Here is a 23,236-nt window from a genome sequence, read left to right as displayed (position 1 = left end):
GAAGGGGACGCGCATTGAACCGGTTAAATATGGCGATGGTGCGCAACGGCGCGGGGTGGGGCATCCAGGAAAAACACCTCGTGAATTAAATGAATAGACAAGTCAGCGTTCGTAATATGGACGTCATGAAAAACGAGGTGGGAGATTGACGACGAGCTTCCTGAACCCGAACCCAGAAATGAAAAAGCCCAGACTCGGCTGAGTCCGGGCTTTCTTCTATCGATCAGGCCGGCCCCGCGTCTTCACGCGGGGCCGGCCGTTTTGCAGTCCTTAGCTGCCGTACACGTCGAAGTCGAAGTACTTCGACTCGATCTTCTTGTACGTGCCGTCCTTGATCATGTCGGCGATGGCCTTGTCGATCTTCGCCTTCAGGTCGGTGTCTTCCTTGCGCAGGCCGATACCGGCTGCGTCCGACGGGATTTCATTGCCCGCGAACTGGAAGCCCGCGCCGCGCGGCGTCTTCAGGAAGCCCATGTCGGCTTGCACTTCATCCTGCAGCGCTGCATCCAGACGGCCCGAGAGCAGGTCCGCGTAGACCTGGTCCTGGTTCTGATACGGCACCACGTTCACGCCCTGGGGCGCCCAGTTCTTCTTCGCGTAGGTTTCCTGAATCGTGCCCTGCTCGACGCCCACCGACTTGCCCTTGAGCGAGTCGGCCGTGGGCAGCAGGTTGCTGCCCTTCTTGGCGACGAGGCGCGTGGGCGTATTGAACAGCTTCGCCGAGAAAGCGATTTGCTGCTCGCGCTCCGGCGTCATCGACATCGAGGACAGCACGCCGTCGAACTTCTTCGCTTTGAGTGCCGGAATCATGCCGTCGAATTCCTGCTCGATCCAGACGCATTTCGCGTTCAGGCGTCTGCAGATTTCGTTGCCGAGGTCGATGTCGAAGCCGACCAGCTTGCCATCCGCGCTCTTCGATTCGAACGGGGGATAACTCGCGTCGACACCAAACCGGATGGTGGACCAGTCCTTCGCGCAGGCGGAGGTTGCGATCGCGAGGATCGCGATGAACAGGGCAAACTTCTTCATTGCTTTGGAGTCTCCAGGGTCGACTTCGGGGGCCGCCACGAAGGCCAGCGGCATCTTCGGGAAAAGGCAGTGCTATCCGCCAGTTGGATAGACAAAATAGACAATCAGCGATGCGCGGTTAAGTAGGGTTTTCGCTGAAGACGAGGAGATTGATTTGATCGCAACGACAATGCGTGCGAGTCGGGCACGCGGGATCGATGGCGAGCTTTCGTCTTATGTATTTAACGTATAGACAACAAAACGCCGTAATGAAAAAGACAGGGAACGAATAAGCCGCTGCGGACCATTGGATTATGGTGCAGCGGCTTAAAAACAGCGGTTTCAGGCGCTTATGCGGCTATGCGCTTATTCCCAGAAGCCGTGATGCGAACACGCCGCCTCGTCTTCGAGCACGGGGCCGACGACATCGATATGCCGCTGGCCGCGCACGAAGACTTCGCGGCAGGGCAGCGAGAACGTCGGATTCTCGGGGTGAGCGCCCGTGAGGCTGAGCAGCCGATGCTCGGAGAGCGCATACACGACGCGCCCGATGTTGCACCAGTAGATCGCGCCCGAGCACATGCAGCACGGCTCGGCGCTTGTGTAGAGCGTGCATCGCGCGAGCTGCTCCGGCGACAGCACGCGCGCGGCCTTCGCCGCGGCCACGAGCTCGGCGTGCTGGGTGGGATCGCCTTGCGGCGGCATCGAATTGTTGCCGGCGGTCGCCACGATGTTGCCTTCCTCATCCGCGACGAGTGCAGCAAACGGATGGCGGCCGTTGCGTCGGGATTCGTCGGCCAGCTCGATCGCTTTGCGCAGCAGCGCGAGGTCGCGTTCGTCGAGCTTTGCGGATTCGAGTTCAGTGGTGGCGTTCATTTGCGTTTTCCGTTGTGGTCGGTGAAGAAAAGAATAGATTCAATGCGCTTCGGTGCTCGCGCTGTTTGCCAGCGCGGGGGCGCTATCGTGCGCGAGAGCCTCATGGCGGTCGCGATTGAGCATGACGTTGAGCACGATGGCGGTAATCGCGCCGAGGAAAATGCCGCTATCGAGAACCAGCTTCACGGGGCCGTGGACCTGGGCGAACAGCGTGGGGAACGACATCGGCAGCACACCCACGCTGACCGACACCGCGACGATGATTGCGTTGCGCGTGCCATCGAACTTCACGCGCGAGAGCTCCTGAATACCGGCGACGGTCGTCATGCCGAACATCACGATCGCGCAGCCGCCCAGCACGGGCCGCGGCACCGAAGCGATCAGCGCGCCGAGCTTCGGAAAGAGCCCCATGAGCACCATGATGACGCCAGCGGACGCCACCACATAGCGGCTCTTCACATTCGAAAGGGCGATGAGGCCCGTGTTCTGCGTAAACGCGTTGTAGGGGAAGCTGTTGAAGAGGCCGCCGAGCATGGTCGAGAGGCCGTCGGCGCGAAACGCGTTGCCGAGCGTCTTCTGCGAGGAGGGACGGCCGATGATCGTGCCGATGGCCAGCACGTTGCCGGTGGTCTCCGCCATGATGACCAGCATGGCCAGCGCCATCACGAGGGTGGGCATCGCGGCGAAGCGCGGCATGCCGAACGCGAAGGGCGCGCTGATCTCGAACCACGCGGCTTCGCCCACATGCGTAAAGCTCGTCATGCTGCAGGCCGTTGCAATGATCGTGCCGACGACGAGCCCGATCAGCACCGAAAGATTGCCGATAAAGCCCTTGAAACGCGCATAGATGAAGAGCGTGACGGCGACCGTGGCGAAGCCGAGCAGCAGATTCGCGGCGGAGCCGAAGCCCGGCGCATCGGGATTGCCGCCGCCGAGCCAGATGGCGGCCGCCGGCATCAGCGAAACGCCGATGATCGTAATCAGGCTGCCGATCACCACGGGCGGGAAGAACCGCAGCAGACGGCTGAACACCGGCGCGATCAGCACGGTGAGCGCGCCCGCGGCGATCACGGAGCCGAACACGTACGCGAGGCCGTATTGCTTGCCGATCATGATCATGGGCGCGATGGCAATGAACGAGCAGCCCTGGATCAGCGGCAGGCGCGCGCCGAACTTCCAGATGCCGATGGTCTGGATCAGCGTGGCGATGCCTGACGTCAGCAGGTTGGCGTTGATCAGCGTGACCATCTGCTGCTGCGTGAGGCCGAGTGCGCTGCCGAGTATCAGCGGCACGGCCACGGCCCCCGCGTACATCACCAGCACGTGCTGCAGGCCGTAGCTCGCGAGTTGCCGTAACGGCAGGATTTCGTCGACCGGATGAGTACTGCGCTTGCTCATTGAGTGTCTCCTTGGTATGGGCTCCGGGCCTTGGTGGCGCACCATCAACGCCCACGCGGGGAAATCCCTCCCCTTGGAGCGGCTGGTCATGCGTGGGCCGGTACGCCATAATCCATCACGTTTTCAGCGGCACCAAATGAACATCCATCGCTTTTTTCAATAGATCAGGGAAGCGCAATGCGCTATTCGCTCGACCAGCTTGAAATGTTTGCCCGGGTCGCAAAGACCGGCTCGTTCTCCGCGGCCGCGCGCAGCCTCGGCAAGACGCAATCGACCATCAGCATCGCCATCGCGAACCTCGAGGTGGACTGGGGCTTGCCGCTTTTCGACCGCACGAGCAAGCTGCCCGTGCTCACGCCGGCGGGCCGCAAATTGCTCAACGAAGTGGAGCTGGTGCTCGAGCGCTGCCTCGATCTGGAATCGCAGGCCAACGATCTCGGCGAGCTGGTCGAGCCGCGGCTGACGCTCGCGATCGAAGTGCCCTACAACACGCTGATGCCGGCGATCGCCGACTTTTCCACGCATTTCCCTGCGGTGGACCTCGATATTCGCCATCCTTTTCATGGCGATGTGAGCGAGCTGCTGCTGAAGGACGAGGTGGACCTGGGCATTGCCTTTGCGCAGCCGGCCTATCCGCGCGACCTCGGCTTCTCGCAGATGGGCAAGCTGATTCTCGCCCACGTCGCGCGCCGCGATCATCCGCTCGCGCGTCAGGCGAGCGTGAGCTTTGCCGAATTGCGTTCGCATCGGCGCCTCGTTTTCAGCGCGCACAACAACACGCTGCCCAGCACGGAATACCTCGATTCGGCGCGTAGCTGGCAGGCCGAAAGCTATCTCGCGCTGCTGGAGATGACGCGTGCGGGACTCGGCTGGACGACGCTGCCGCGCCAGTTGATTTTGCGCGAGCTTGAAGAGGGGGAGTTCGTCGAGCTTCAGCTGGCGGCGTATCCGCACACCGACTGGCTGGTGGGCGTCGACCTCATCTGGTCGAAAGCGCGCGTGCTGGGCAAGGCGGGGATGTGGCTAAAGCGCCGGTTGCAGGCTCATAAGGTGTACGAACTGGATCGCAATGGGAATGCGACTACGCTGTAGCTGCGGTTGCGCCCGCTCACCAGACGAACGGCACCAGACGCCAGCGCACGCGGCGCGCATAGTCGTCATAGCCATCGAGGCCCGAGCGCAGCGTCCGCTCCTCGATGCCGATCCGGATGGCGAGCAAGGGTACGAGGAGTGGGACCGATGCCAGTCCCCACCACGACCCCAGCACGAGCGAGGTCGCGGCGATATAGAAGAGCGCACCGAAATAAAGCGGATGGCGGACGATGGCATACGGCCCGGTTGTAATCACCGCTTGTCCGCGGTCTTTCTGTATTTTGACGACCGGTGCCGCGAAGCTGTTGGTGCGCAGGGTCCAGTACATGAACACGAGCGATGCCAAAAGGAGTACGCATCCTGCCCACTGCACCGTGGGCGGCATGCTTGACCAATGCCAGCGCGCAGCATCCGCTGCCATGAAGCCCAACCCTCCGAACATCAGGAGCAGGATGGGGATGAGAACCAGCTTGTCCGCGAGTGGCTGATCTTTCTGCATCGGCGGCTTCAGGCGCTCTTTGAGCAGGCCAGGATCGAAGCGCATCATGTCCTGCGCAAAATAAGCTGAAGCCGCGATCATTTCGCCGAGATAGAGCCAACCGCCGGCGTAGTCCATCGTGCCCGCAGCAAAAAAGATGATCGCGCCCATGAAGGCGTACGAGACGACCGTCTGGATGAGAAGATTCAGAAGCAGGCCCATTTCCAGCCTTTCCAGATCCTTTTGATCAATTCAGCCCGGCAGCGGAGTCCTTCACTGGGGAAGCTTCAACCCGAGCATGCGCTCGAATTCGAACAATCGATACGCGTGAGGGGCGATGACCGACACGTAGCCATGCACCGCCGTTCTGATCGTGGTGCGCAAGCGGGCCGGATCGATGCCCGGAATGCGCGTGATGAGCGCCTGAGACACGAGTCCATAGATCATCGAATGGATTGTAAAGGCAGTCCCGGTATCGCGTCGTTGCGCGGGCAAACCCGGCCCCGCGTCGAGCATGTCGATCCAGAGTTGCACGAACTCGGCGTAGGGTTTGCGAAATGCATCGGCTTCAGAGATGCGCCGCTCAACCAGAAATAGCGCGGCCCAGTGTTCGGATTCGGCGAGCGGCGCCTGGATTTGCGCGTCGATCAGCGCGTCGATGCGCTCGGGCAGAGGGGCGTCGCGGTGCGCGTCGATGCAGGCGCGCATGGTCGTGGCAACGGCCTTGACGCGCAGATGAATGCAGACAGCAGCCAGCGCTTCCTTGCTCGAGAAATATTCGTAAAAGCTGCCAATGCCTACGCCGGCGAGCGAGATTACCTGGCGAATCGAAGTCTGGTCATAGCCCTGCTCGACGAGCAGCTGGATAAATGCCTGCTGGATAGCCTCAGCCGTCGCGCGGGCGCGCGACTGGGCAGGCTTGCGACGCTTTGCGTTGACGCTGGTCTTTTCCTTCATTGCAATCAAACCCGAACACCTTGTCACCAAGCTGTCCGTATAGTGGTTCGGATTACGCCGGCGCGCCAGAGTGGCGCGTAGCCAGGCGACGCGCAGCTGCAAAACCGGAAACACCGCACTGGAGACACGGAAATGAACTGGAATACCCACGACGTCACCAACGTCGTGTCGGAGTTGAGCGATTATAACCTTTACACAAGCGATATCGCCTTGCAGGAAGCCGTCAAGCGCGCGGGCGGCGACCTTCATGAAGCGGAACTGACCGACTACGGCGCGCGGCTCGGCAGCGCCGAGTCGATCGCGATGGCCGAGGCGGCGAATCATTGCAAACCCGAACTGCAGACCTTCGATCGCCAGGGGCGGCGCATCGACCGTGTGCAATTTCATCCCTCGTGGCATGCGATGATGACAATGCTGCGAGAACAGAATCTTGTTTCGCAGCCCTTTTCGGATCTGCGCCCGGGTGCGTGGGCGGCCTACGCAGCGGGTTTTTCCATGCATGGCCAAATCGAGGCCGGCTCGCAATGTCCGAACTCGATGACGTTTGCGTGCATTCCGGTGCTCAAGCAAGATCCCGAGCTGTTCGCTCGTCTCGCGCCGAAGCTCTATTCCCGCACCTACGACGCGCGCGATATCCCGCTTGAACAGAAAGACTCGATTCTCGTCGGCATGGGCATGACGGAAAAGCAGGGCGGGTCGGACGTCCGCACGAACACCACGCAAGCGGTCGAACACACGGTCTTCGGTGGCGGTCGCGAGTACGCGCTCGTCGGTCACAAGTGGTTCTTCTCTGCACCGATGTGCGACGCGCACCTCGTGCTCGCGCGTACCGAAAGCGGCCCATCGTGTTTCTTCGTGCCTCGATATCGCCCCGATGGCAGCAAGAATGCCATTCATATCCAGCGCCTGAAAGACAAGGTCGGCAACCGCTCGAACGCGAGCAGCGAGGTCGAATTCCTCGGCGCCTGGGGGCGGTTGATCGGAGAGGAAGGGCGCGGCATTCCCACCATCATCGAAATGGCCACCTATACGCGGCTCAATTGCGTGATGGGCAGTACGGGGGGCATGCGCCAGGCGGTGGTCCAGGCTATCCACCATGCGCGTGGCCGCTCGGCGTTCGGAAAGAGCCTCGTGCAACAGCCGCTGATGCAAAACGTTCTGGCGGACATGGCGCTCGAGAGCGAAGCGGCGACGCAGCTCATGATGCGGCTGACCGGGGCATTCGCGTTGGCGCGGGAAGACGCGCTGCAACGCGCCTACCAGCGCATCGTCACGCCGGCGGCCAAGTTCTGGGTGGCCAAGCGCGCGATCGAACTGTCGGCCGAAGCGATGGAGGTATTCGGCGGCAACGGCTACATGGAAGAGAGCCCGACGGGCCGGCTCTATCGCGAGGCACCCGTCATTTCGATCTGGGAAGGCTCGGGCAATGTGATGGCGCTCGACATGATGCGCGCGATCCGGCGCGAACCCGACGCCATGATGGCGTTGATCGAAGACCTGCGCGAAGGCTGCCTCGACGATGCGCGCTTGCGCGAGCATTTCGACGGCCTCGGCGCATTGCTGGACGCGGACGACACGACGCGCGAAGTGCTGGCGCGCCGCGAGGCCCAGCGGCTGATCCTGCTCATTCAGGCGCGTCTGTTGAAGGAGCATGCGCCGGCTTGCGTGAGCGACGCGTTTATCGAAAGCCGCTTCGACGCGCAATGGGGCCGGACGTTCGGTATGCTGCCTGCCAACACGTTGCGCGAGGCGATCATCGAGCGTAGCTGGCCGGTGTGAGCGGCGCGAGGTCAACCGTCAAACGCCAGAGGGCACTCGAACTATCATGAATATCGTTTCCCTTTTTGAAAGCGCTGTCCGGAAGTACCCGGGCAAGGCGATGCTGCGTCATGCGGGGCGCACGTACACCTATGCGCAGGTCGACGACCTTGCGCGGCGCGGCGCGACCGTGCTCGCGCGGCAGGGTGTCGAGCCGGCCGACCGCATTGCCATCATGTGCTACAACACGCCGGGCTTTCTGATTGCGATGCTGGCCGCCTTGCGTCTCGGGGCCAGCGTGGTGCCGGTCAATCACAAGATGCAGGCGCCCGAGGTGGATTATGTCTTGCAGCATGCGCGCGTGAAGCTCGCGGTGGTCGACGGTGCGCTCGCGTCCGTCGCGGGAAGTCTTGCCACGACGGTCACGCTCCTCGCGACGGACAGCGATCTGCCCGGGCACGCTTCTTTCGATGCGCTGCTGGGCGATGCGCCACGTTACGACGGCAAGCCGCCCGGCGAAGACGTGCTCGCGGAGATCCTCTATACGTCTGGCACGACCGGGCGCCCGAAGGGTTGCATGATCAGCCACCGAAGCGCCTGCATGGCGGCCATGACCACCGCGCTCGCGCTTTCGATGACGCGCGATGAGCGTACGCTGATGGCGATGCCGCTTTGGCATTCGTCGCCGCTGAACAACTGGATGCTCGGTACGCTCTATGTCGGCGGGACCCTGGTGCTGCTGCGCGAGTACGAGCCGCGGGCGTTTTTGCAGGCCGTGCAGGACGAGCGCGTGACGCTTTACTTCGGTGCGCCGGTGTCGTACTTGCTGCCCTTGCATCAGGACCTCGACATTGCGAAGTTCGATCTGGGTTCGATGCGCGCGTGGGTCTACGGTGGAGGCCCGATAGGCGCCGATACGGCGACGAAGCTCACGGCCAGCTATGGCAGCGACCGTTTCTACCAGGTATTCGGCATGACAGAAACCGGCCCCTGCGGCTCGGTCCTTTATCCAGAGGAGCAAATTGCGAAGGCGGGCTCGATCGGGCGCGTCGCGACACCTGGCGTCGACCTGCGCGTGGTTCGCGAAGACGGCAGCGACGCGCTAGCGGGGCAGGTCGGCGAGATCTGGCTGCGCTCCGACTCGCTCATGCAGGGTTATCTCGACGATCCCGCGGCGAGCACCGAAGCGATCGTGGACGGCTGGTATCGCTCCGGCGATCTGGCGCGCATCGACGCCGATGGCTTTCTCTTCATCGTCGACCGGCTGAAGGACATGATCGTGACCGGCGGTGAAAACGTCTATTCGAAAGAGGTGGAAGACGCGTTGCTCGCGCATCCCGACGTGGCGGATGTCGCGGTGATCGGCCGCGCGCATCCCGAATGGGGAGAAACCGTGATCGCAGTCGTCGTGCCGCGCGGGGGCGCCGCGCTCGATGGCGAAGCCCTGCGAAATTTCCTTGCTCCGCGGCTGGCTAAATACAAGATTCCCCGTGAATATCTGATTCGCGAGGCGCTGCCGCGCACCCCAACCGGAAAGCTGAAGAAGGCGCAATTGCGCGGCATGGCGCAATGAAACGCTGGGCAGGCAGGTGTCGTGTTGACACGCGCCTGCTTCACCGTGTTCAATGTGCTTCGGTTGTGAACAGGATCGGCTTTCCGACTTCAAGGAGATGCGTGAATGGAGACTCTCGCACCGGCGCACACCGCGCTTGTCGTCATGCATTACCAGACCGATATTCTCGGGCTCTTTCCATCGGTGGCGCCGGCCTTGCTCGCCAATACGCGCAAGCTATGCGACGCGGCGCGGGCCGGGGGCGTCAGCGTTCATTTCGCCAACTTGCGCTTCAGCCCAGGCTATCCGGAAGTCAGCCCGTTGAACAAGAATGGTCAGGGCATCAAGCAGCTTGGCCTCTTCCTCGACGACCGGACCGCGCCGGAACTGGGCCAGCAGGCCCATGAACCGCTCGTCATTGCGCATCGCGCCAGCGTGTTCTTTGGCACCGGTCTCGAGGCACGGCTGCGCGCGCAGGGTGTCGATTCGCTGATTCTGGTCGGCATTGCGTCGACCGGCGTCGTGCTCTCGTCGGTCGCGTACGCGAGCGACGCAGACTTCCGCCTGTACACGGTCAAGGATTGCTGTTACGACCCGGATCCGGTCGTCCATGAGCATTTGTTCTCCACCGCATTCGATTCGCGCACAACGGTGCTGTCACTCGCCGATGCCCTGCAACTGCTCGCTTAGGCGTTCTCGTAGATACAATACGTCGTCAACACGGGCTACGGGTCGCGTACCGGCGGTTCTGAATAAACGGAGAGTCAATAATGGCGTTGTACGGAGTATCGGGCCTGGCGATCCTTATGTTGTTGTCGCTCGTCCTGACTGTCCCGCTACTTCTTGTTCTTGCAGCGCTCGGATTCAGCCGCAGTATGCGCGAACGCAAGTTCTGGTGGCGCAGCGTCCCCATTCTCGTTTGCCTCCTGCCCGTGCAGGTCCTCGTGATGCTCAACGCTGGCGCGCTTGAAGACGGCTACGATCGAGCGGTCCTCGCCTGGTACACCCACCATCTCACGCGGACCACGGTTTTGGATGGCATGACCTTTCCGCCGGGGTCAACTGTGGTCCAGCACGACTATTCGCCCCATTCGGTCGCAAGCGGAACCGTCCCCGTAGGCACCTCACTGCTGGGGCTGACCGTGATCGGCGACTTCATGATTCTTCAAACGGACGACCACGTGAACTACCTGGCCGAAGGGACGCTGGCCAAGCCCGGATCGCTCGCCGGAATCCAGTGTGCGCCGGGCTCATTCACGCAGAAGAAGAGGCCGGCCTACGATGTAGCAAAGACCATCGAAACGGTGGAATGCACGCTCGCTTCCGAATACCAAAACGGTGAGTTCGATTTCCCGCCTGGGACCCACGTCAAAGCAGACGTTTTCGATCGTAGCGAACTGCTCTCGATTTCGGGCGCACTGCCCCGCGAGTGGCGTATTTTCGGCCTGCAATGCGACAAGGGACCCTTTGAATCCGACGACGGCCATCGCTTCAGCTGCACCCTGGCTGCAGACCAGCGCCTGGGACAATACTTGTTTTCCCGCGGAGAAGAGCTCATGGTGTCGAGGGACCCGGACGGCAGCCTCAGGATCTACGGACGGCACTGACGAGGCCACGGCAATCAGGCGTTCGAGATACTTCCCATGCATCGCACTTGTGCATTTCGCATACCGAAGGTTATGGGCTTTTCATCGTGTCGCCCAGTTTCTCAATGAGAAATTCAGCGAAGACCGCCACCGCCGGCGGCACGGGCGGCCGGCTCGTGTAGACGAGCTGCAGGCCGAGGTCGGTGCTCGAACGCCTCCAGCTCGGTAGCACGCGGACCAGCTTCCCTTGCTCGATGATGGGCTCGACCATCAACTGCGGCAGCAGCGCAATGCCGAGCCCGGCGATGCACGCCTGCGCGAGCACGCGCATGTCGTTCACTGCGAAACGGCTGTTGATCGATACGTCCTGGCTGCCGCGTGGCCCCTGCAGACGCCACGTGTTGCGACCCTGGCGCGAGGAGATCGTCAGGCAGTCGTGTTCGGCGAGTTCGCGCAGCGTGCGCGGTGCGGAGCGCCGTTCCAGATAGGCCGGGCTCGCGGCAAGGATCATGGCGCTCGGCGCCAGCCGGCGCACCCTGAAGCCGGTGCCGGTCTCTACGCCCATGCGCAAGGCCAGATCGACGCGTTCGGCAATCAGATCGGTCGGCGTATCGTCGAGCAGGAAGTCGATGCTGATATGCGGATAGCGCGCGTAGAATTCGGTCATCCATTCGATGCGGAAGATTTCGAACAGGCCGGCCATCGCGGTGACGCGAACCGAGCCGGACGGCGCCTGCTTGCCCTCATGGAGCCGCTCGATCTCGAGGATCTGGTCGAGCGCCGGCGCATAGCGCTCGAATAGCGCCTGACCGTCGGTGCTCGGCGCGAGTTTGCGTGTCGAGCGATGCAGCAGACGCGTGCCGAGCTGCTCTTCGAGTTGATCGATGCGCCGGCTCAGCGTGTTCGCCGGCATGCGCAAACGCCGTGCCGCTTCGGAGAAGCTGCCGGCCCGCACGACCTGCACGAACATCGCCAGATCATTCAGATCGAGCATGGTGGGATTCCTCCATAAATGGATTAATCAAATCACATTTTACCATCTAGTGTGTAACGCTCTCCGTCACCATACTTGAGGTGTCGCGCAGCAGGTGGCCTTTTTCGGGCCGCTGCAAGGCTACAGCCTGATCACCGGGCTGCTACTCCCGGCCAAAGCGCTCAGGCAGTCACCTCATTCGGAGATCCGCTTCATGAAACTGTTACACGTAGATTCCAGCATCCTCGGCCCAGGCTCCGTGAGCCGCGATCTGTCCTCGAATATCGTCGCGACCTTCCAGAGCCGCCATCCCGGCCTTGCGGTCACGCGCCTGGACCTTGCCGCCACGCCGATCGGCCATCTCACGGCCGCCCACCTGGCAGCCGCGCAAGGCGCTCCGGTCGACGAAGCATTGAAGGCCGACGTCGCGATGGGCAACGCCGCGCTCGAGGAATTTCTGGCGGCGGATATCGTGGTCGTTGGCGCACCGATGTACAACTTTGGCGTGCCTTCTCAACTGAAGGCCTGGATCGACCGCATCTCGATCGCGGGGAAGACGTTCCGCTACGGTGAGAATGGCCCGATCGGCCTGTGCGGCGGCAAGAAGCTGGTTATCGCCTCGTCGCGCGGCGGTGTCTACAGGGCAGGCTCGCCTACCGCCGGCTTCGATCATCAGGAAACCTATCTGAAGGCAGCCTTCGGATTTCTGGGCATCACGGACATCACCTTTATCCGCGCGGAAGGCGTAGCGATGGGTGAGGAGGCACGTAGCGGGGCGCTCGAGTCGGCGAAGAAAGAGACCGCGGCGCTCGCTGCGTAAGGTCGCACCATCCCAACCCAATATTCACTGGAGAGCGACCATGTCGAACAGTCAGAAGATCATCGCCGTTGTGGGCGCCACCGGTCAGCAAGGCGGCGCCGTTGTGCGCGCGCTGCAGGCGAGCGGTCAATTCAAGGTGCGCGCGTTGACGCGCAATCCGCAGAAGCATCCGAACCTGGGCGACGAAGTCGTGCTGGCGGATTTCAATCGCCCCGAAACGCTTGAAGCCGCATTTGCCGGCGCACACGGCGCTTTCGTGGTGACCAATTCCTGGGAAGCGGGCGCGGACGAAAGCCGCCAGGCACTCGCCGCCGTCAACGCGGCGAAAGCCGCCGGCGTGCAGCACTTCATCTGGTCGACGCTGCCGAACGTGGAGGCGATCAGCGGCGGCAAGATCGATGTCCCGCATTTCACTAACAAGGCGAAGTTCGAGCGCATCGTGAGCGAGGCGGGATTCGCCCACCACACGTTCGTGATTGCTCCGTTCTACTATCAAAACATGATCGGCGTAATGGCTCCGCAAAAACAGGCCGACGGCACCGCGGGCTGGGCGCTGCCGCTCGATCCCGAGCAGCGCGTCATCCACATGGGCGACATCAACGAGCTCGGGCGCATCGTGGCGGGCGCGTTCGCACAGCCGGACCGCGTGGGGCACGGCGAGCATTTGCCTTTGGTGGGCGATTTCCTGAGCTTCAACGAGATTATTGAAACCCTGAATCGGCAAGGCCACAAGCTGTCGTTCACGCGCGTCCCGCGCGAGGTTTTTGCAGGCTGGTTCCCGGGCGCGGAGGGCATTGCCTCGATGCTCGCGTGGTTCGAAACGCATACGTATCTCGGCTCGGATTCGCGCGACGCCATCGCGCTCGCCAACCAGATCGCGGGCCAGCAGCCGACGAAGTTTGCCGCGTGGGCCAAAGCGAACGTCGCGTTCCCGGCAACGGCCTGAACGCCGATCTCACGAACAAGTGAATACCCATGAATGCAATTGTCCAGACTTCGCCCAGGTCCCTTGCCGGCGCCGGCCGTCACGTCATCTTCCGCACGCGCGGCAACGCGCACGGGCCACTCGTGCGCATGGTGAATGCCACCGACGTTGGCGAGATGATCAAGCCGTTTGTTTTTCTCGATCTGATCGACACGCAGGAGGCGATGGGCCAGCAGGGATTTGGCTGGCATCCGCATTCGGGCATCGCTACCTTGACGCTGGCCATTGAAGGACGCGGCCGCTATGCTGAATCCACCGGCCACGAAGGCACGATGGAGGCGGGCGATATCGAATGGATGAGCGCCGGCCGGGGCGTCTGGCATTCCGGCTTCGCCGAGCCCCCGATCAAGGCGTTCCAGCTGTGGGTTGCGTTGCCGCCGGAGCGCGAACTGGCTTCCGCGTTCAGCCAGCATCTTTCGGTCAACGCAATCCCCTCGGACGGCCCGGCACGCGTGTTGCTTGGCCATAGCGGGGAAGCGGTCAGCCCGATCGATGCCCCTGTGGGCGTCAATTATTTCGTGGTGGAGCTCAAGGCTGGCCAGCGCTGGCGCCATCAGCCGCCGCCCGGTTACACGGTAGGCTGGACCGCGGTGATGGACGGCAGCCTGCGCAAGCCCGAAGCTGTTGGCAAAGGCGAGCTGGCGGTATTCGACCCGTCCGATGCGGCGCTCGAATTCGAGGCCGAGACCGATGCGCGCTTCGTGGTCGGGACGGCCATCCCGCACCCGCACGAACTGCACCTGGGCCGCTTTTCGGTTCACACCAGCCGCGCGGCGCTTGCCGAGGGCGAGCGCGAGATCGCACGCATCGGACACGAGCTGCGCGGGAAAGGCGTGCTGCGTTGAGCGGCTGTTACGTACCGTTGCCCTGTGACGCTCGCGCGTGACAGGGCTTTTGCAACTGGCTTTGCCAATACCGAACCCGCTGCGCAGTCTTGCACTGCCGGCACCTGACAGGAGCAGTTCCATGACGCACGGCATCGACGAACGCAAACGCTGGTTTGCCCTCATCGTGCTCTGCCTGGGTGTGCTGATGATCGTGCTGGACACGACTATCGTGAACGTCGCACTGCCGTCCATCCGGGCGGACCTGGGCTTTACCGAGACCTCGCTCGTGTGGGTGGTGAACGCCTACATGCTGACCTTTGGCGGCTTCCTGCTGCTGGGCGGGCGGCTGGGCGACCTGTTCGGCCACCGGCGGCTGTTCCTGCTCGGCATCACGTTGTTTACGCTGGCCTCGCTGGCTTGCGGGCTGGCCAATTCGCAAGGATTGCTGATCGCAGCGCGCGCCGTTCAGGGGCTGGGCGGGGCCGTGGTATCGGCGGTGTCGCTGTCGCTGATCATGAACCTGTTCACCTCGCCGGCCGACCGCGCGAAGGCGATGGGCATCTACGGGTTTGTGGGCGGGGGCGGCGGCAGTATCGGCGTGCTGCTGGGCGGGCTGCTGACCAGCACCTTGAGCTGGCACTGGATTTTTCTCGTCAACTTGCCGATTGGCGTGGCGGTGTACGGCGGTTGCGTGGCGCTGCTGCCGGTGGCGAAGCTGCCGGCGCAGCGCGCGAAACTCGATGTGGCGGGTGCGATCACTGTGACTGCATCGCTGATGCTGGCGGTGTACGCGGTCGTGCACGGCAACGAAGCTGGCTGGACTTCCGCACAAACCGTGGCGCAACTGGGCATGGCTATCGCGTTCATGATTGCGTTCCTCGTTATCGAGTTGCGCGTGGCGCATCCGCTTATGCCGCTGCATATGTTCGCGCTGCGCAATCTGGCCACGGCCAACGTGGTGGGCGTGTTGTGGGCGGCGGCGCTGTTCGCGTGGTTCTTTATTTCGGCGCTTTACTTGCAGCGCTTGCTTCATTACAGCGCGATGCAGGTGGGGTTGGCGTTTTTGCCGGCCAACATCATCATGGCGGCGTTTTCGTTGGGGCTCTCGGCCAGGCTGGTGATGCGCTTTGGGATTCGCGCGCCGCTGTCATTGGGTTTGCTGCTGGCGGCGCTTGGGTTGCTGTTGTTTGCGCGTGCGCCGGCCGCGGGGAGCTTCGTGGTGGATGTGTTGCCGGGCATGCTGCTGATGGGGCTTGGGGCGGGACTCGCGTTCAACCCGGTGTTGCTGGCCGCGATGAGTGACGTGGCGCCCGATGAGTCGGGGCTGGCTTCTGGGGTGGTGAATACTTCGTTCATGATGGGGGGAGCGCTGGGGCTCGCTATTCTTGCCAGCCTGGCGGCCGCGCGGACCGAAGGGCTGGGGACGGCGGGGGCCGATGCGGTTACGGCGCTTAATGGTGGGTACCATTTGGCTTTTTTGTTGGGGGCGATTGCGGCGGGGGTGGCTGCCGTGTTGGCGGGGGTGTTTGTGCGTACCCGGATGCATGGTCAGGAGCAAGGTGAGGTGGCGTCCGCCGCGTCTATCTAGGGCAGGTGCCTTAACTTGTTTTCGCGGCGGGCCGCAGGCGTTGCCCCTGTGCGGGGCGGCACCTACTTTTCTTTGCCGCGGCAAAGAAAAGTAGGCAAAAGAAAGCCGCTCAAACCGCCAGTGTGACGCAGTTCATCACTCGACTTTTGTCGGAGCGGCTCCGGGGCGTCTGCCATCACGCGACGTATAGCGGAGTGACTAAGGGCTCATCCATCCGGCGGCGCTGCGCGCGCCGTGGGGCATATCCAAAACCAGTGGGATGCACGCGTTTTCGTAGGACTCCAGCGTATTCGATCGGCGGATCGCCGACACATTCGCCAGCCAGCGCGCCCGTGCATTCGCCGATCAGCAGTCCAGAGCATCTACCGGCCGGCGCCTTCGCGCGCGTACCGGGCGGCACCCCAGCACATTGGCTGGCCAGCCCCCCGGTTTTCCTTGCAGACCCTTCCGCCCGCGCGTAGCGCGTGGCGGGAAGGATGAGCCCTTTGTCACTGAGGCGGAATGTGCGAGGCGACGGATGCCCCGGAGCCGCTCCGATATACAGGGCAGTGGTGGACTGCGTCACACTAGCGGTGTGAGCCGCTTTCTTTTGCCTACTTTTCTTTGCGGCTGCAAAGAAAAGTAGGTGCCGCCCCGCACAGGGGCAACGCCTGCGGCCCGCCGCGAAACCAAGTTAAGTCCAACGGCGCAAGGCGCCCCGCCAATCACGCCGCCCGAGCACGCTCATTCGCTCAACATGCAAAGTTCGAGCATGCAACGAACACCGGCCCGGTCGGCTACTACATCAGGCAGCGCCGCTAAAAGGCGCCAAGCACGCCTCACACGGTCCCCAGCAGCGACTTCGGCTCAAGAAACGCCTCAATCCCAAACGTCCCGTATTCACGCCCAATACCTGATTGCTTGAACCCGCCAAACGGCGCCGCCGGCTCATGTGCAAGCGTGTTGACCAGCACGCGTCCCGCCTCGAGCCGTGATGCCACCGCGTTCGCGCGCCCGGCACTGGACGATGCAACATAGGCCTGCAGCCCATAGGGCGTGTCGTTAGCAATCGCGATAGCGTCCTCCTCGTCGCGATAGGCAATAATCGACAGCACAGGGCCGAAGATTTCCTCACGCGCAATGGTCATGTCGTTTCGGACATCGCTAAAGACAGTCGGGCGCACGAACCAGCCTGCGTCGACGCCGTCCGGACGCCCCTCGCCACCCGCAATCAGGCGCGCGCCTTCGTCGATGCCGATGCGGATATAGCGCTGCACGCGCTCCCATTGCTTCTGGCTCACCATCGGCCCGATACTCGTGTGCGGATCGCGCGGGTTGCCGGACTGAATACCCGCCACCGCGGCGACGATCTTTTCCTCGAATTCCTTGAGCCGCGCCTGCGGCACCAGGATCCGAGCGCCGGCGATGCAGGCCTGCCCGCTATTCATGAAGCCCGCCTGAAGCGCGAGCGGGACGGCTTCGTCGAAGTTGGCGTCGTCGAGCACGACCATCGGGGACTTGCCCCCCAGTTCGAGCGTCACCCGCTTGAGCGTTTCCGCGGCGGTGCGCAGAATCGTCTTGCCAACGGCCGTCGATCCCGTGAACGAGATCTTGGCAATATCGGAGTGCGAACTGATCTCCGCACCTACCGTCTCGCCGCGTCCCGTGACGATGTTGAACACCCCCGCCGGGAGCTCCGCTTCATGCAATGCCTCAGTGATCACACGCGTCTGGATCGCGCTCATCTCGCTGGGCTTGATCACGGCCGTGCAGCCCGCGGCAAGCGCCGCCGCAAGCTTGCCGCAGATGAAGCCCGCGTTGCTGTTCCAGGGCGTAATCAGCCCGGCCACGCCGAGCGGCTGCATCACCACCTCGGCCGAGCCGGCGCAGCGCACGAATTCGTAGTGCTCGAGCGTCTGCGCCGTTTGCAGCAGCACGTCGCTCGCGTGGCTCGCCATCCAGCGGCCGCGCGATACAGGTGCGCCGTATTCCTCGACGATGGCCTCGAAAAGCGTGTCCTCTCTCGCGACCACGGCTGCGTGCATGCGCATCAGCATCTCGACGCGCTCGGCTTTCGTGGTGCGCGAGAAGGCCGGAAACGCCCGCCGCGCCGCCGCGATGGCATCGCGTGCGTCGCGCTCGTCGGCAAGGCGCACGCGCCCAATCACCTGCTCGGTCGACGGATTGACAAGCTCGAAGCTTTCGGTGCCGTGCGGCGTGACAAAGGCGCCGTCGATGTAGATCTGGTCGATGTTCTGCATGGTCTGTCCCAAAACGTGGTGTATCGATACGAAAGATAGACCTCCACCATTGAACTGACTAGCCGTACAATCGAGGACGACCTGTTCAAGGATTCGGGACAATGAAGACATCGGGGCTGGCCGAGCTGGAGGCTGTTCTGGCCGTCGCGCGCCATCGCAGCTTCCGCGCCGCGGCAAACGAGTTGAGCGTGTCGAAGTCCGCGCTCAGTCATGCGGTTGGCGCACTCGAGGCGCGCATCGGCGTGCGGCTCTTCAATCGAACGACTCGCAGCGTGTCGCTCTCGGAGGCGGGGGCCCAGTTCGTGAGCACGGTCGCGCCCGCGCTCTCGACCATCCACGCCGCGCTCGATCAGGCCGGCAGTTTCCGCGACACGCCGTCGGGCACTTTACGCATCAACACCTCGGTGGGCGCGGCGCGTCAGGCGATGCCGGTTTTCATCGCGTATCTGCAGCGCTATCCCGAGATGAAGGTCGATATCGTCACCGAGGGGCGCCTGATCGACATCGTGGTCGAAGGGTTCGATGCGGGCATCCGACTGATGGAAACCGTGCCGCAGGACATGATTGCCGTGCCGTTCGGCGACCGGCAACGCTTTGCTGTCGTTGGCAGTCCAACGTATTTCGAGCGGCACAAGCCGCCGCGCACGCCTGCGGATCTCACCGCTCATCAGTGCATCCGCAGCCGCATGCCAAGCGGGTCGATCTACCAGTGGGAGTTCGAACGGCACGGCGAAACGATGCGCATCGACGGCGCGGGTGCGATCACGCTGAACGACGCCAGCCTGATGCTGGCCGCGGCGCGCGCGGGCCTCGGCCTCGCGTATTTGAGCGAATGGGATGTCAGGGGAGATCTGGAGGCGGGCACGCTCGTGCGGGTGCTGGAAGACTGGACGCCGCCGTTCGACGGACTCTGCCTCTACTATCCGGGCCGGCGTCATGTTCCGGCCGGGCTGCGCGCATTGATTGAAATGATCCGCGAATATGCCGACGCGAACAGCGCGCGCGCAGCGGGCAAACGCAAACGCCGCGTGCAACCGGCGCGCGGCACGCGGCGCTGACGCCTGCGCAGCCGTTCGCCCAGTTTGTGGATCGTGCATACTATTTCGCAGCAAGGCCTTCCCGCGGCTCCAGTCAATCAACCGAATCCTCACCATGCCCGTCGTCAAGACGCACTATCTGGATCTGCCGGTCGTCCTCGACGCGGCTCAGCGGCTCGAAATCGCGCATCAGCATTTCGACGTTTGCGCGCTGCCCATCCCGCGGCAACTCGAGGCGTGGTGCGAGCGCATGATTGGCGTGGTCGACCTCCTGACGACGCGTGACGAGCGCGGGCAGCCGTTTCGCGCCTCGATCGACCGCTACGCCGTGGGCGAATTCCTGTTTGCCGACTGCTATACCGATCGCATCACGCAAGACCGTACCATCGCGCGGATTTCCCGGGATAACGCGCGCAGCATCGTCTTTCACATCTTCTTTGACAGCGCGCCTGGCTGCGAGCTGGTGTATCCGGGCAAACGGGCGATGCCGCTCGAAGGCGGCATCTTCGCCATCGATCTCGACCAGCCCGTGCAGTTCAGGCGCAAGCCCTGCCGGCACGTCACAATTTTTCTGCCAGGCGCGCTGCTCAGCGACGTGTTTCCGGACCCCTCGGCGCTGCATGGGCGCTCGCTTTCGCCACGCCTGCCCGCCGTGCGGTATCTCGCGGGCCGCGTCCAGGCGTTCGCCGCCCATATCAAGCTCATGGCGCCCGCGCAGGCCTACCGCGAACTGCGCGAGATCGTGCTGCTGATCGCGGACGCGTTCGGCGAGCAGGCGGGGCTCAAGGGCAGCAAGATTGCGCTTGCGCGGGCCATGGCGTTCGACCAGGCGCGCCGCTACGTGCATGCGCACCTGCACGACGATCATCTTTCTCCCGATCGCGTCGTGGCGTCGCTGGGCCTCTCGCGCCCGACGGTCTATCGTCTCTTCCAGCACGATGGAGGGCTTGGAGCCTATATACGGCATGTGCGCCTGCGCGCCGCCGCGGCCGAACTCGTCGCGTGGCCCGGCGTTTCGGTGCAGGACATCGCCTATGCGCACGGCTTCAGGAGTGCGTCGGATTTCACGCGGGCATTTCGGCGTGCTTATGGTCTCGCGCCACAGGACATGCGGCTTTAAGCACGCCTTATACGGTTCCGGATGACGCCGGCGTTAGCCGGGCCTGGCCGGGTCAGTGTCGAACGAGTTCGAAGACCACGATTTCGTAGCCGGGATCGGCGTGCTGGTTCGCCACTTTTTGCGCTTCCTCATACGAAAGAAACGACGTGGCCTCTTCAATCGCCGGTGCCATGCCAATGTCTCCGTCCTCGGCGGTGCAGAGGAATTGGGCACCGGTCTTCACGACGTAGACGGTCGTCATGTCTGCCTCCATGGTTGGCTGGAGCACTTCCAGTCTAGTCCGTCGCGCGTCAAAGGAAAGCCGGGCGACAGATGCCAGGCCTTTCTGCGTGAACCCCCGTCATTACCCGAATACGACACAGGGCGACAAGGGATTCGCAGCCATTTTCAGTAAAGCATTTGAAAGAAAAATATCCGAGATTCTCGTTGACTCGGTTTGCTAATCATCACTAGAATTCGCCTGTTTTCACGAAAGGGGCATATGCCTTGGACAGTTGCAGTAGTCGATCTTCGAAAAGTTTTTCTGCCTGACCGGCCCGACGCCCGCTTTGATTCTTCCTTAGCCGCCGTCCTGCCAGCAGGCAGACGGTGCGCGCCGCAGTAGATTTCGCAGTTCCTCCCTCGCGCATCTCTTTGATTGACCGCCGTCCGTGACGCGTGCGTGGTTTCGCGCATTCGTCCAGACGATCTGGCGCGTCGAGCTATTGGCTCATCGCGCCGCTCATTCACGCCGTTTTCGCGCACCGAATGTCGCGCGAGCCTGGCGTGCGGTTAAACACGTCCGTCAAACGCTGATCGGACGCTAACGACAAAGGAGCACACGATGCCCGACCCTGAGCCTTGTTCTTGTACGACACGCCACGCGTTCTCGCTGAACGCCATTCGCTTCGCCTGACACCCACGCTGCACACGTTCCTCCCACACGCCCGAGCACCTCGGCCCGTGTGAACTGAAACGAAGGCAGGCCTGGTCGAAGGCACCCCGTTTCAAGCTCCTGGAGGAATTCCCATGCGCTTCGCTCTGCTCGTTTCGCAACTCCCGCACGTCGAAGAAGCTCGCCCGCACTACAACGGCCTGCTCTCGCTCGACGCCCGTCCGCATGCTTCGTCCCGCGTGGTCGCTGCCATCCGGATGGTGCTGCACAAGCTCGCTCACTGACATCGCCTGGCGTTGCCGCTGGCGTGCCCGCCGCACGCCAGCGAGCGGCAACGCTGCGCCAGCTTCTCGAGCTGCACCTTCAAGCATCACCCATAAGGAAAAATTATGTCTGCTACCCCTGCAAACATCGGGTCGCGCCGCACCGCCGTGCTCGATGACGCCCACGTCGGCGATATCCAGGGCGCCTTCGGCACGATCGCCCACCACGACACCGCCCCGCGCAACAACTGGATGGCGCGCCTGCGCACGCTGCTCGCGATCCTCGGTCCCGGCCTCATCGTCATGGTCGGCGATAACGACGCCGGCGCTTTCGGCACGTACACGCAGGCGGGCCAGAACTACGGCACGACGCTGCTCTGGACGCTCGCCCTCCTGATCCCGGTGCTCTATGTGAATCAGGAAATGGTGCTGCGTCTCGGTGCCGTGACCGGCGTTGGCCATGCCCGCCTCATCTTCGAACGCTTCGGCAAGTTCTGGGGCGCCTTCAGCGTCATCGACCTGTTCCTGCTCAATGCGCTCACGATCGTCACCGAGTTCATCGGCATTACATTCGCGCTCGACTTTCTCGGCGTTTCGAAGGTTCTCGGCGTTTGTATCGCCGCAGTCCTGACGATGGCCGCGGTCAGTACCGGCAACTTCCGGCGCTTCGAACGCTTCGCGATCGTCCTGTGCCTGCTGAGCCTGCTGCTGATCCCGGTGCTCGTCTCGATCCACCCGCCGGTCCACGTCATCGCGCGCGACTTCTTCGTGCCGAACTGGCCGAAGGATTCGAAGCTCTCCGATGTGATGCTGCTCGTGATCGGCATCGTCGGCACGACCGTCGCACCGTGGCAGCTGTTCTTCCAGCAGAGCTATGTGATCGACAAGCGCATCACGCCGCGCTTCATGAAGTACGAAAAGGCCGACCTCTGGATTGGCATCGCCTTCGTGATCATTGGCGCCGTGGCAATGATGGCTTTCTGCGCCGCGCTGTTCGCGGGCCGTCCCGAGTTCGGCAACTTCACCGATGCGGGCGGCGTGATCGCGGGTCTGCATAAGTACGTTGGCGAGACGTCGGCGACGATCTTCGCCGTCGCGCTGCTCGATGCATCGATCATCGGCGCCGCTGCCGTTTCGCTCTCGACGGCCTACGCGATTGGCGACGTGTTCAACGTCAAGCACTCGCTGCACCGTAGCGTGCTCGATGCGAAGGGCTTTTATCTCGTGTACTTCGGCATCATCGCGCTGGCTGCCGCCCTCGTGCTGATGCCGGGCAGCCCGCTCGGCCTCCTGACCGAAGCCGTGCAGACGCTCGCTGGCGTGCTGCTGCCGAGCGCAACCGTGTTCCTGCTGCTGCTGTGCAACGACAAGGCTGTGCTGGGTCCGTGGGTGAACTCGAAGAAGCTGAACGTGTTCACGGGTGCCGTCATTGCCGTCCTCGTCGTCCTGTCGATCATCCTGACTGCCGCCACCGTGTGGCCGGATATCAGCGGCGCGACGATCGTCGAGATTCTGGTGGGCGGTTGCGGCGTTGCCGTGGCGGTCTATGCCGCGGTGGAGCTCTCGCGCAAGTCGCGCGGCACGGCGGCCGCCAATGACCTGTCGGCGCTGAACAAGGCCGCCCGCAACGAGCTGCGCAACACGTGGCGCATGCCGCCGCTCGAAGACCTGCCGGCGCCGCAGCACCTGACGCTGTCGACGCGCGTGTGGATGGGCGTGCTGCGCGGCTATCTCGTCGTCGCGGTGGGGCTCGTCATCGTGAAGGTCGTGCAGATGGCCATTCACTAAGGGTAACTGAACGAAT

The 23,236-nt window shown here is 63.0% G+C and carries 21 protein-coding genes; 13 read left to right on the top strand and 8 right to left on the bottom strand.

The window, feature by feature from the left end; translation table 11 throughout:
• Positions 1–270: 270 nt before the first annotated feature.
• From E1956_RS40985 to E1956_RS40975, 3 genes are all read right to left on the bottom strand, one after another.
• On the bottom strand, positions 271–1,029 hold the full coding sequence (locus E1956_RS40985; protein WP_134758986.1) for an ABC transporter substrate-binding protein: 759 nt from the start codon (positions 1,027–1,029) through the stop codon (positions 271–273).
• 345 nt (positions 1,030–1,374) lie between these two features.
• Positions 1,375–1,884 (bottom strand): nucleoside deaminase, encoded by a 510-nt coding sequence (locus tag E1956_RS40980; RefSeq protein ID WP_134758985.1) that lies wholly within the window; start codon positions 1,882–1,884, stop codon positions 1,375–1,377.
• Positions 1,885–1,923: 39 nt separating this feature from the next.
• Complete coding sequence (locus tag E1956_RS40975; RefSeq protein ID WP_134758984.1) at positions 1,924–3,282, bottom strand: nucleobase:cation symporter-2 family protein; 1,359 nt, start codon at positions 3,280–3,282, stop codon at positions 1,924–1,926.
• 177 nt (positions 3,283–3,459) lie between these two features.
• Here E1956_RS40975 and E1956_RS40970 point away from each other — a divergent pair, with 177 nt between their 5' ends.
• A complete protein-coding gene (locus E1956_RS40970) occupies positions 3,460–4,374 on the top strand; it encodes a LysR family transcriptional regulator (RefSeq protein WP_134758983.1) in 915 nt (304 codons plus the stop codon).
• Between the two features lie 16 nt (positions 4,375–4,390).
• Here the strand turns inward: E1956_RS40970 and E1956_RS40965 are convergent, their stop codons facing one another.
• Both E1956_RS40965 and E1956_RS40960 read right to left on the bottom strand, forming a co-directional pair.
• The gene (locus E1956_RS40965; RefSeq protein WP_134758982.1) at positions 4,391–5,074 is read right to left on the bottom strand and encodes a methyltransferase family protein; all 684 of its coding nucleotides are present in this window, start codon (positions 5,072–5,074) and stop codon (positions 4,391–4,393) included.
• Positions 5,075–5,125: 51 nt separating this feature from the next.
• Positions 5,126–5,959 (bottom strand): TetR/AcrR family transcriptional regulator, encoded by an 834-nt coding sequence (locus E1956_RS40960; RefSeq protein ID WP_232072258.1) that lies wholly within the window; start codon positions 5,957–5,959, stop codon positions 5,126–5,128.
• On the opposite strand from E1956_RS40960, the gene E1956_RS40955 reads away from it, so the two are divergent.
• From E1956_RS40955 to E1956_RS40940, 4 genes are all read left to right on the top strand, one after another.
• A complete protein-coding gene (locus E1956_RS40955) occupies positions 5,942–7,588 on the top strand; it encodes an acyl-CoA dehydrogenase family protein (protein WP_134758981.1) in 1,647 nt (548 codons plus the stop codon). The two genes, E1956_RS40960 and E1956_RS40955, sit on opposite strands and share 18 nt — an antisense overlap.
• Before the next feature lie 46 nt (positions 7,589–7,634).
• The gene (locus E1956_RS40950) at positions 7,635–9,140 is read left to right on the top strand and encodes a class I adenylate-forming enzyme family protein (RefSeq protein WP_134758980.1); all 1,506 of its coding nucleotides are present in this window, start codon (positions 7,635–7,637) and stop codon (positions 9,138–9,140) included.
• Between the two features lie 105 nt (positions 9,141–9,245).
• Positions 9,246–9,809 carry a cysteine hydrolase family protein gene (locus tag E1956_RS40945; protein WP_134758979.1) on the top strand — a complete coding sequence of 188 codons (564 nt, stop codon included), beginning with the start codon at positions 9,246–9,248 and terminating at the stop codon, positions 9,807–9,809.
• A gap of 80 nt (positions 9,810–9,889) precedes the next feature.
• Positions 9,890–10,726 carry a hypothetical protein gene (locus E1956_RS40940; protein ID WP_134758978.1) on the top strand — a complete coding sequence of 279 codons (837 nt, stop codon included), beginning with the start codon at positions 9,890–9,892 and terminating at the stop codon, positions 10,724–10,726.
• A 70-nt stretch (positions 10,727–10,796) separates the two neighbouring features.
• On the opposite strand, the gene E1956_RS40935 is transcribed toward E1956_RS40940, so the two are convergent.
• Positions 10,797–11,699 (bottom strand): LysR family transcriptional regulator, encoded by a 903-nt coding sequence (locus E1956_RS40935; RefSeq protein ID WP_134758977.1) that lies wholly within the window; start codon positions 11,697–11,699, stop codon positions 10,797–10,799.
• A gap of 193 nt (positions 11,700–11,892) precedes the next feature.
• Between E1956_RS40935 and E1956_RS40930 the strand changes: the two genes are divergently transcribed.
• From E1956_RS40930 to E1956_RS40915, 4 genes are all read left to right on the top strand, one after another.
• Positions 11,893–12,498: an FMN-dependent NADH-azoreductase gene (locus E1956_RS40930; RefSeq protein ID WP_134758976.1), complete on the top strand. Its 606-nt coding sequence runs from the start codon at positions 11,893–11,895 to the stop codon at positions 12,496–12,498.
• Positions 12,499–12,538: 40 nt separating this feature from the next.
• Entirely contained in the window at positions 12,539–13,444 is a 906-nt protein-coding gene (locus E1956_RS40925) for an NmrA/HSCARG family protein (protein WP_134758975.1), read from the top strand.
• Between the two features lie 29 nt (positions 13,445–13,473).
• A complete protein-coding gene (locus E1956_RS40920; protein WP_134758974.1) occupies positions 13,474–14,328 on the top strand; it encodes a pirin family protein in 855 nt (284 codons plus the stop codon).
• A 121-nt stretch (positions 14,329–14,449) separates the two neighbouring features.
• Positions 14,450–15,898 carry a DHA2 family efflux MFS transporter permease subunit gene (locus E1956_RS40915; RefSeq protein WP_134758973.1) on the top strand — a complete coding sequence of 483 codons (1,449 nt, stop codon included), beginning with the start codon at positions 14,450–14,452 and terminating at the stop codon, positions 15,896–15,898.
• A gap of 818 nt (positions 15,899–16,716) precedes the next feature.
• Here the strand turns inward: E1956_RS40915 and E1956_RS40910 are convergent.
• Complete coding sequence (locus E1956_RS40910; protein ID WP_134758972.1) at positions 16,717–18,138, bottom strand: aldehyde dehydrogenase family protein; 1,422 nt, start codon at positions 18,136–18,138, stop codon at positions 16,717–16,719.
• Positions 18,139–18,239: 101 nt separating this feature from the next.
• Between E1956_RS40910 and E1956_RS40905 the strand changes: the two genes are divergently transcribed.
• A complete protein-coding gene (locus E1956_RS40905) occupies positions 18,240–19,196 on the top strand; it encodes a LysR family transcriptional regulator (protein WP_134758971.1) in 957 nt (318 codons plus the stop codon).
• Between the two features lie 94 nt (positions 19,197–19,290).
• Entirely contained in the window at positions 19,291–20,295 is a 1,005-nt protein-coding gene (locus E1956_RS40900) for an AraC family transcriptional regulator (protein ID WP_167760277.1), read from the top strand.
• 52 nt (positions 20,296–20,347) lie between these two features.
• On the opposite strand, the gene E1956_RS40895 is transcribed toward E1956_RS40900, so the two are convergent.
• Positions 20,348–20,536: a hypothetical protein gene (locus E1956_RS40895; protein ID WP_028216459.1), complete on the bottom strand. Its 189-nt coding sequence runs from the start codon at positions 20,534–20,536 to the stop codon at positions 20,348–20,350.
• A 767-nt stretch (positions 20,537–21,303) separates the two neighbouring features.
• Here E1956_RS40895 and E1956_RS46450 point away from each other — a divergent pair.
• Entirely contained in the window at positions 21,304–21,453 is a 150-nt protein-coding gene (locus E1956_RS46450) for a hypothetical protein (protein ID WP_167760276.1), read from the top strand.
• Positions 21,454–21,558: 105 nt separating this feature from the next.
• Positions 21,559–23,220, top strand: coding sequence for an NRAMP family divalent metal transporter (locus tag E1956_RS40885; RefSeq protein ID WP_134758968.1), 1,662 nt, complete (start codon positions 21,559–21,561; stop codon positions 23,218–23,220).
• Positions 23,221–23,236 lie beyond the last annotated feature (16 nt).

Source organism: Paraburkholderia pallida, assembly GCF_004524855.1.
In the GTDB taxonomy this organism is placed as follows: Bacteria; Pseudomonadota; Gammaproteobacteria; order Burkholderiales; family Burkholderiaceae; genus Paraburkholderia; species Paraburkholderia oxyphila.
This window is presented reverse-complemented; position numbering and strand designations above follow the sequence as displayed.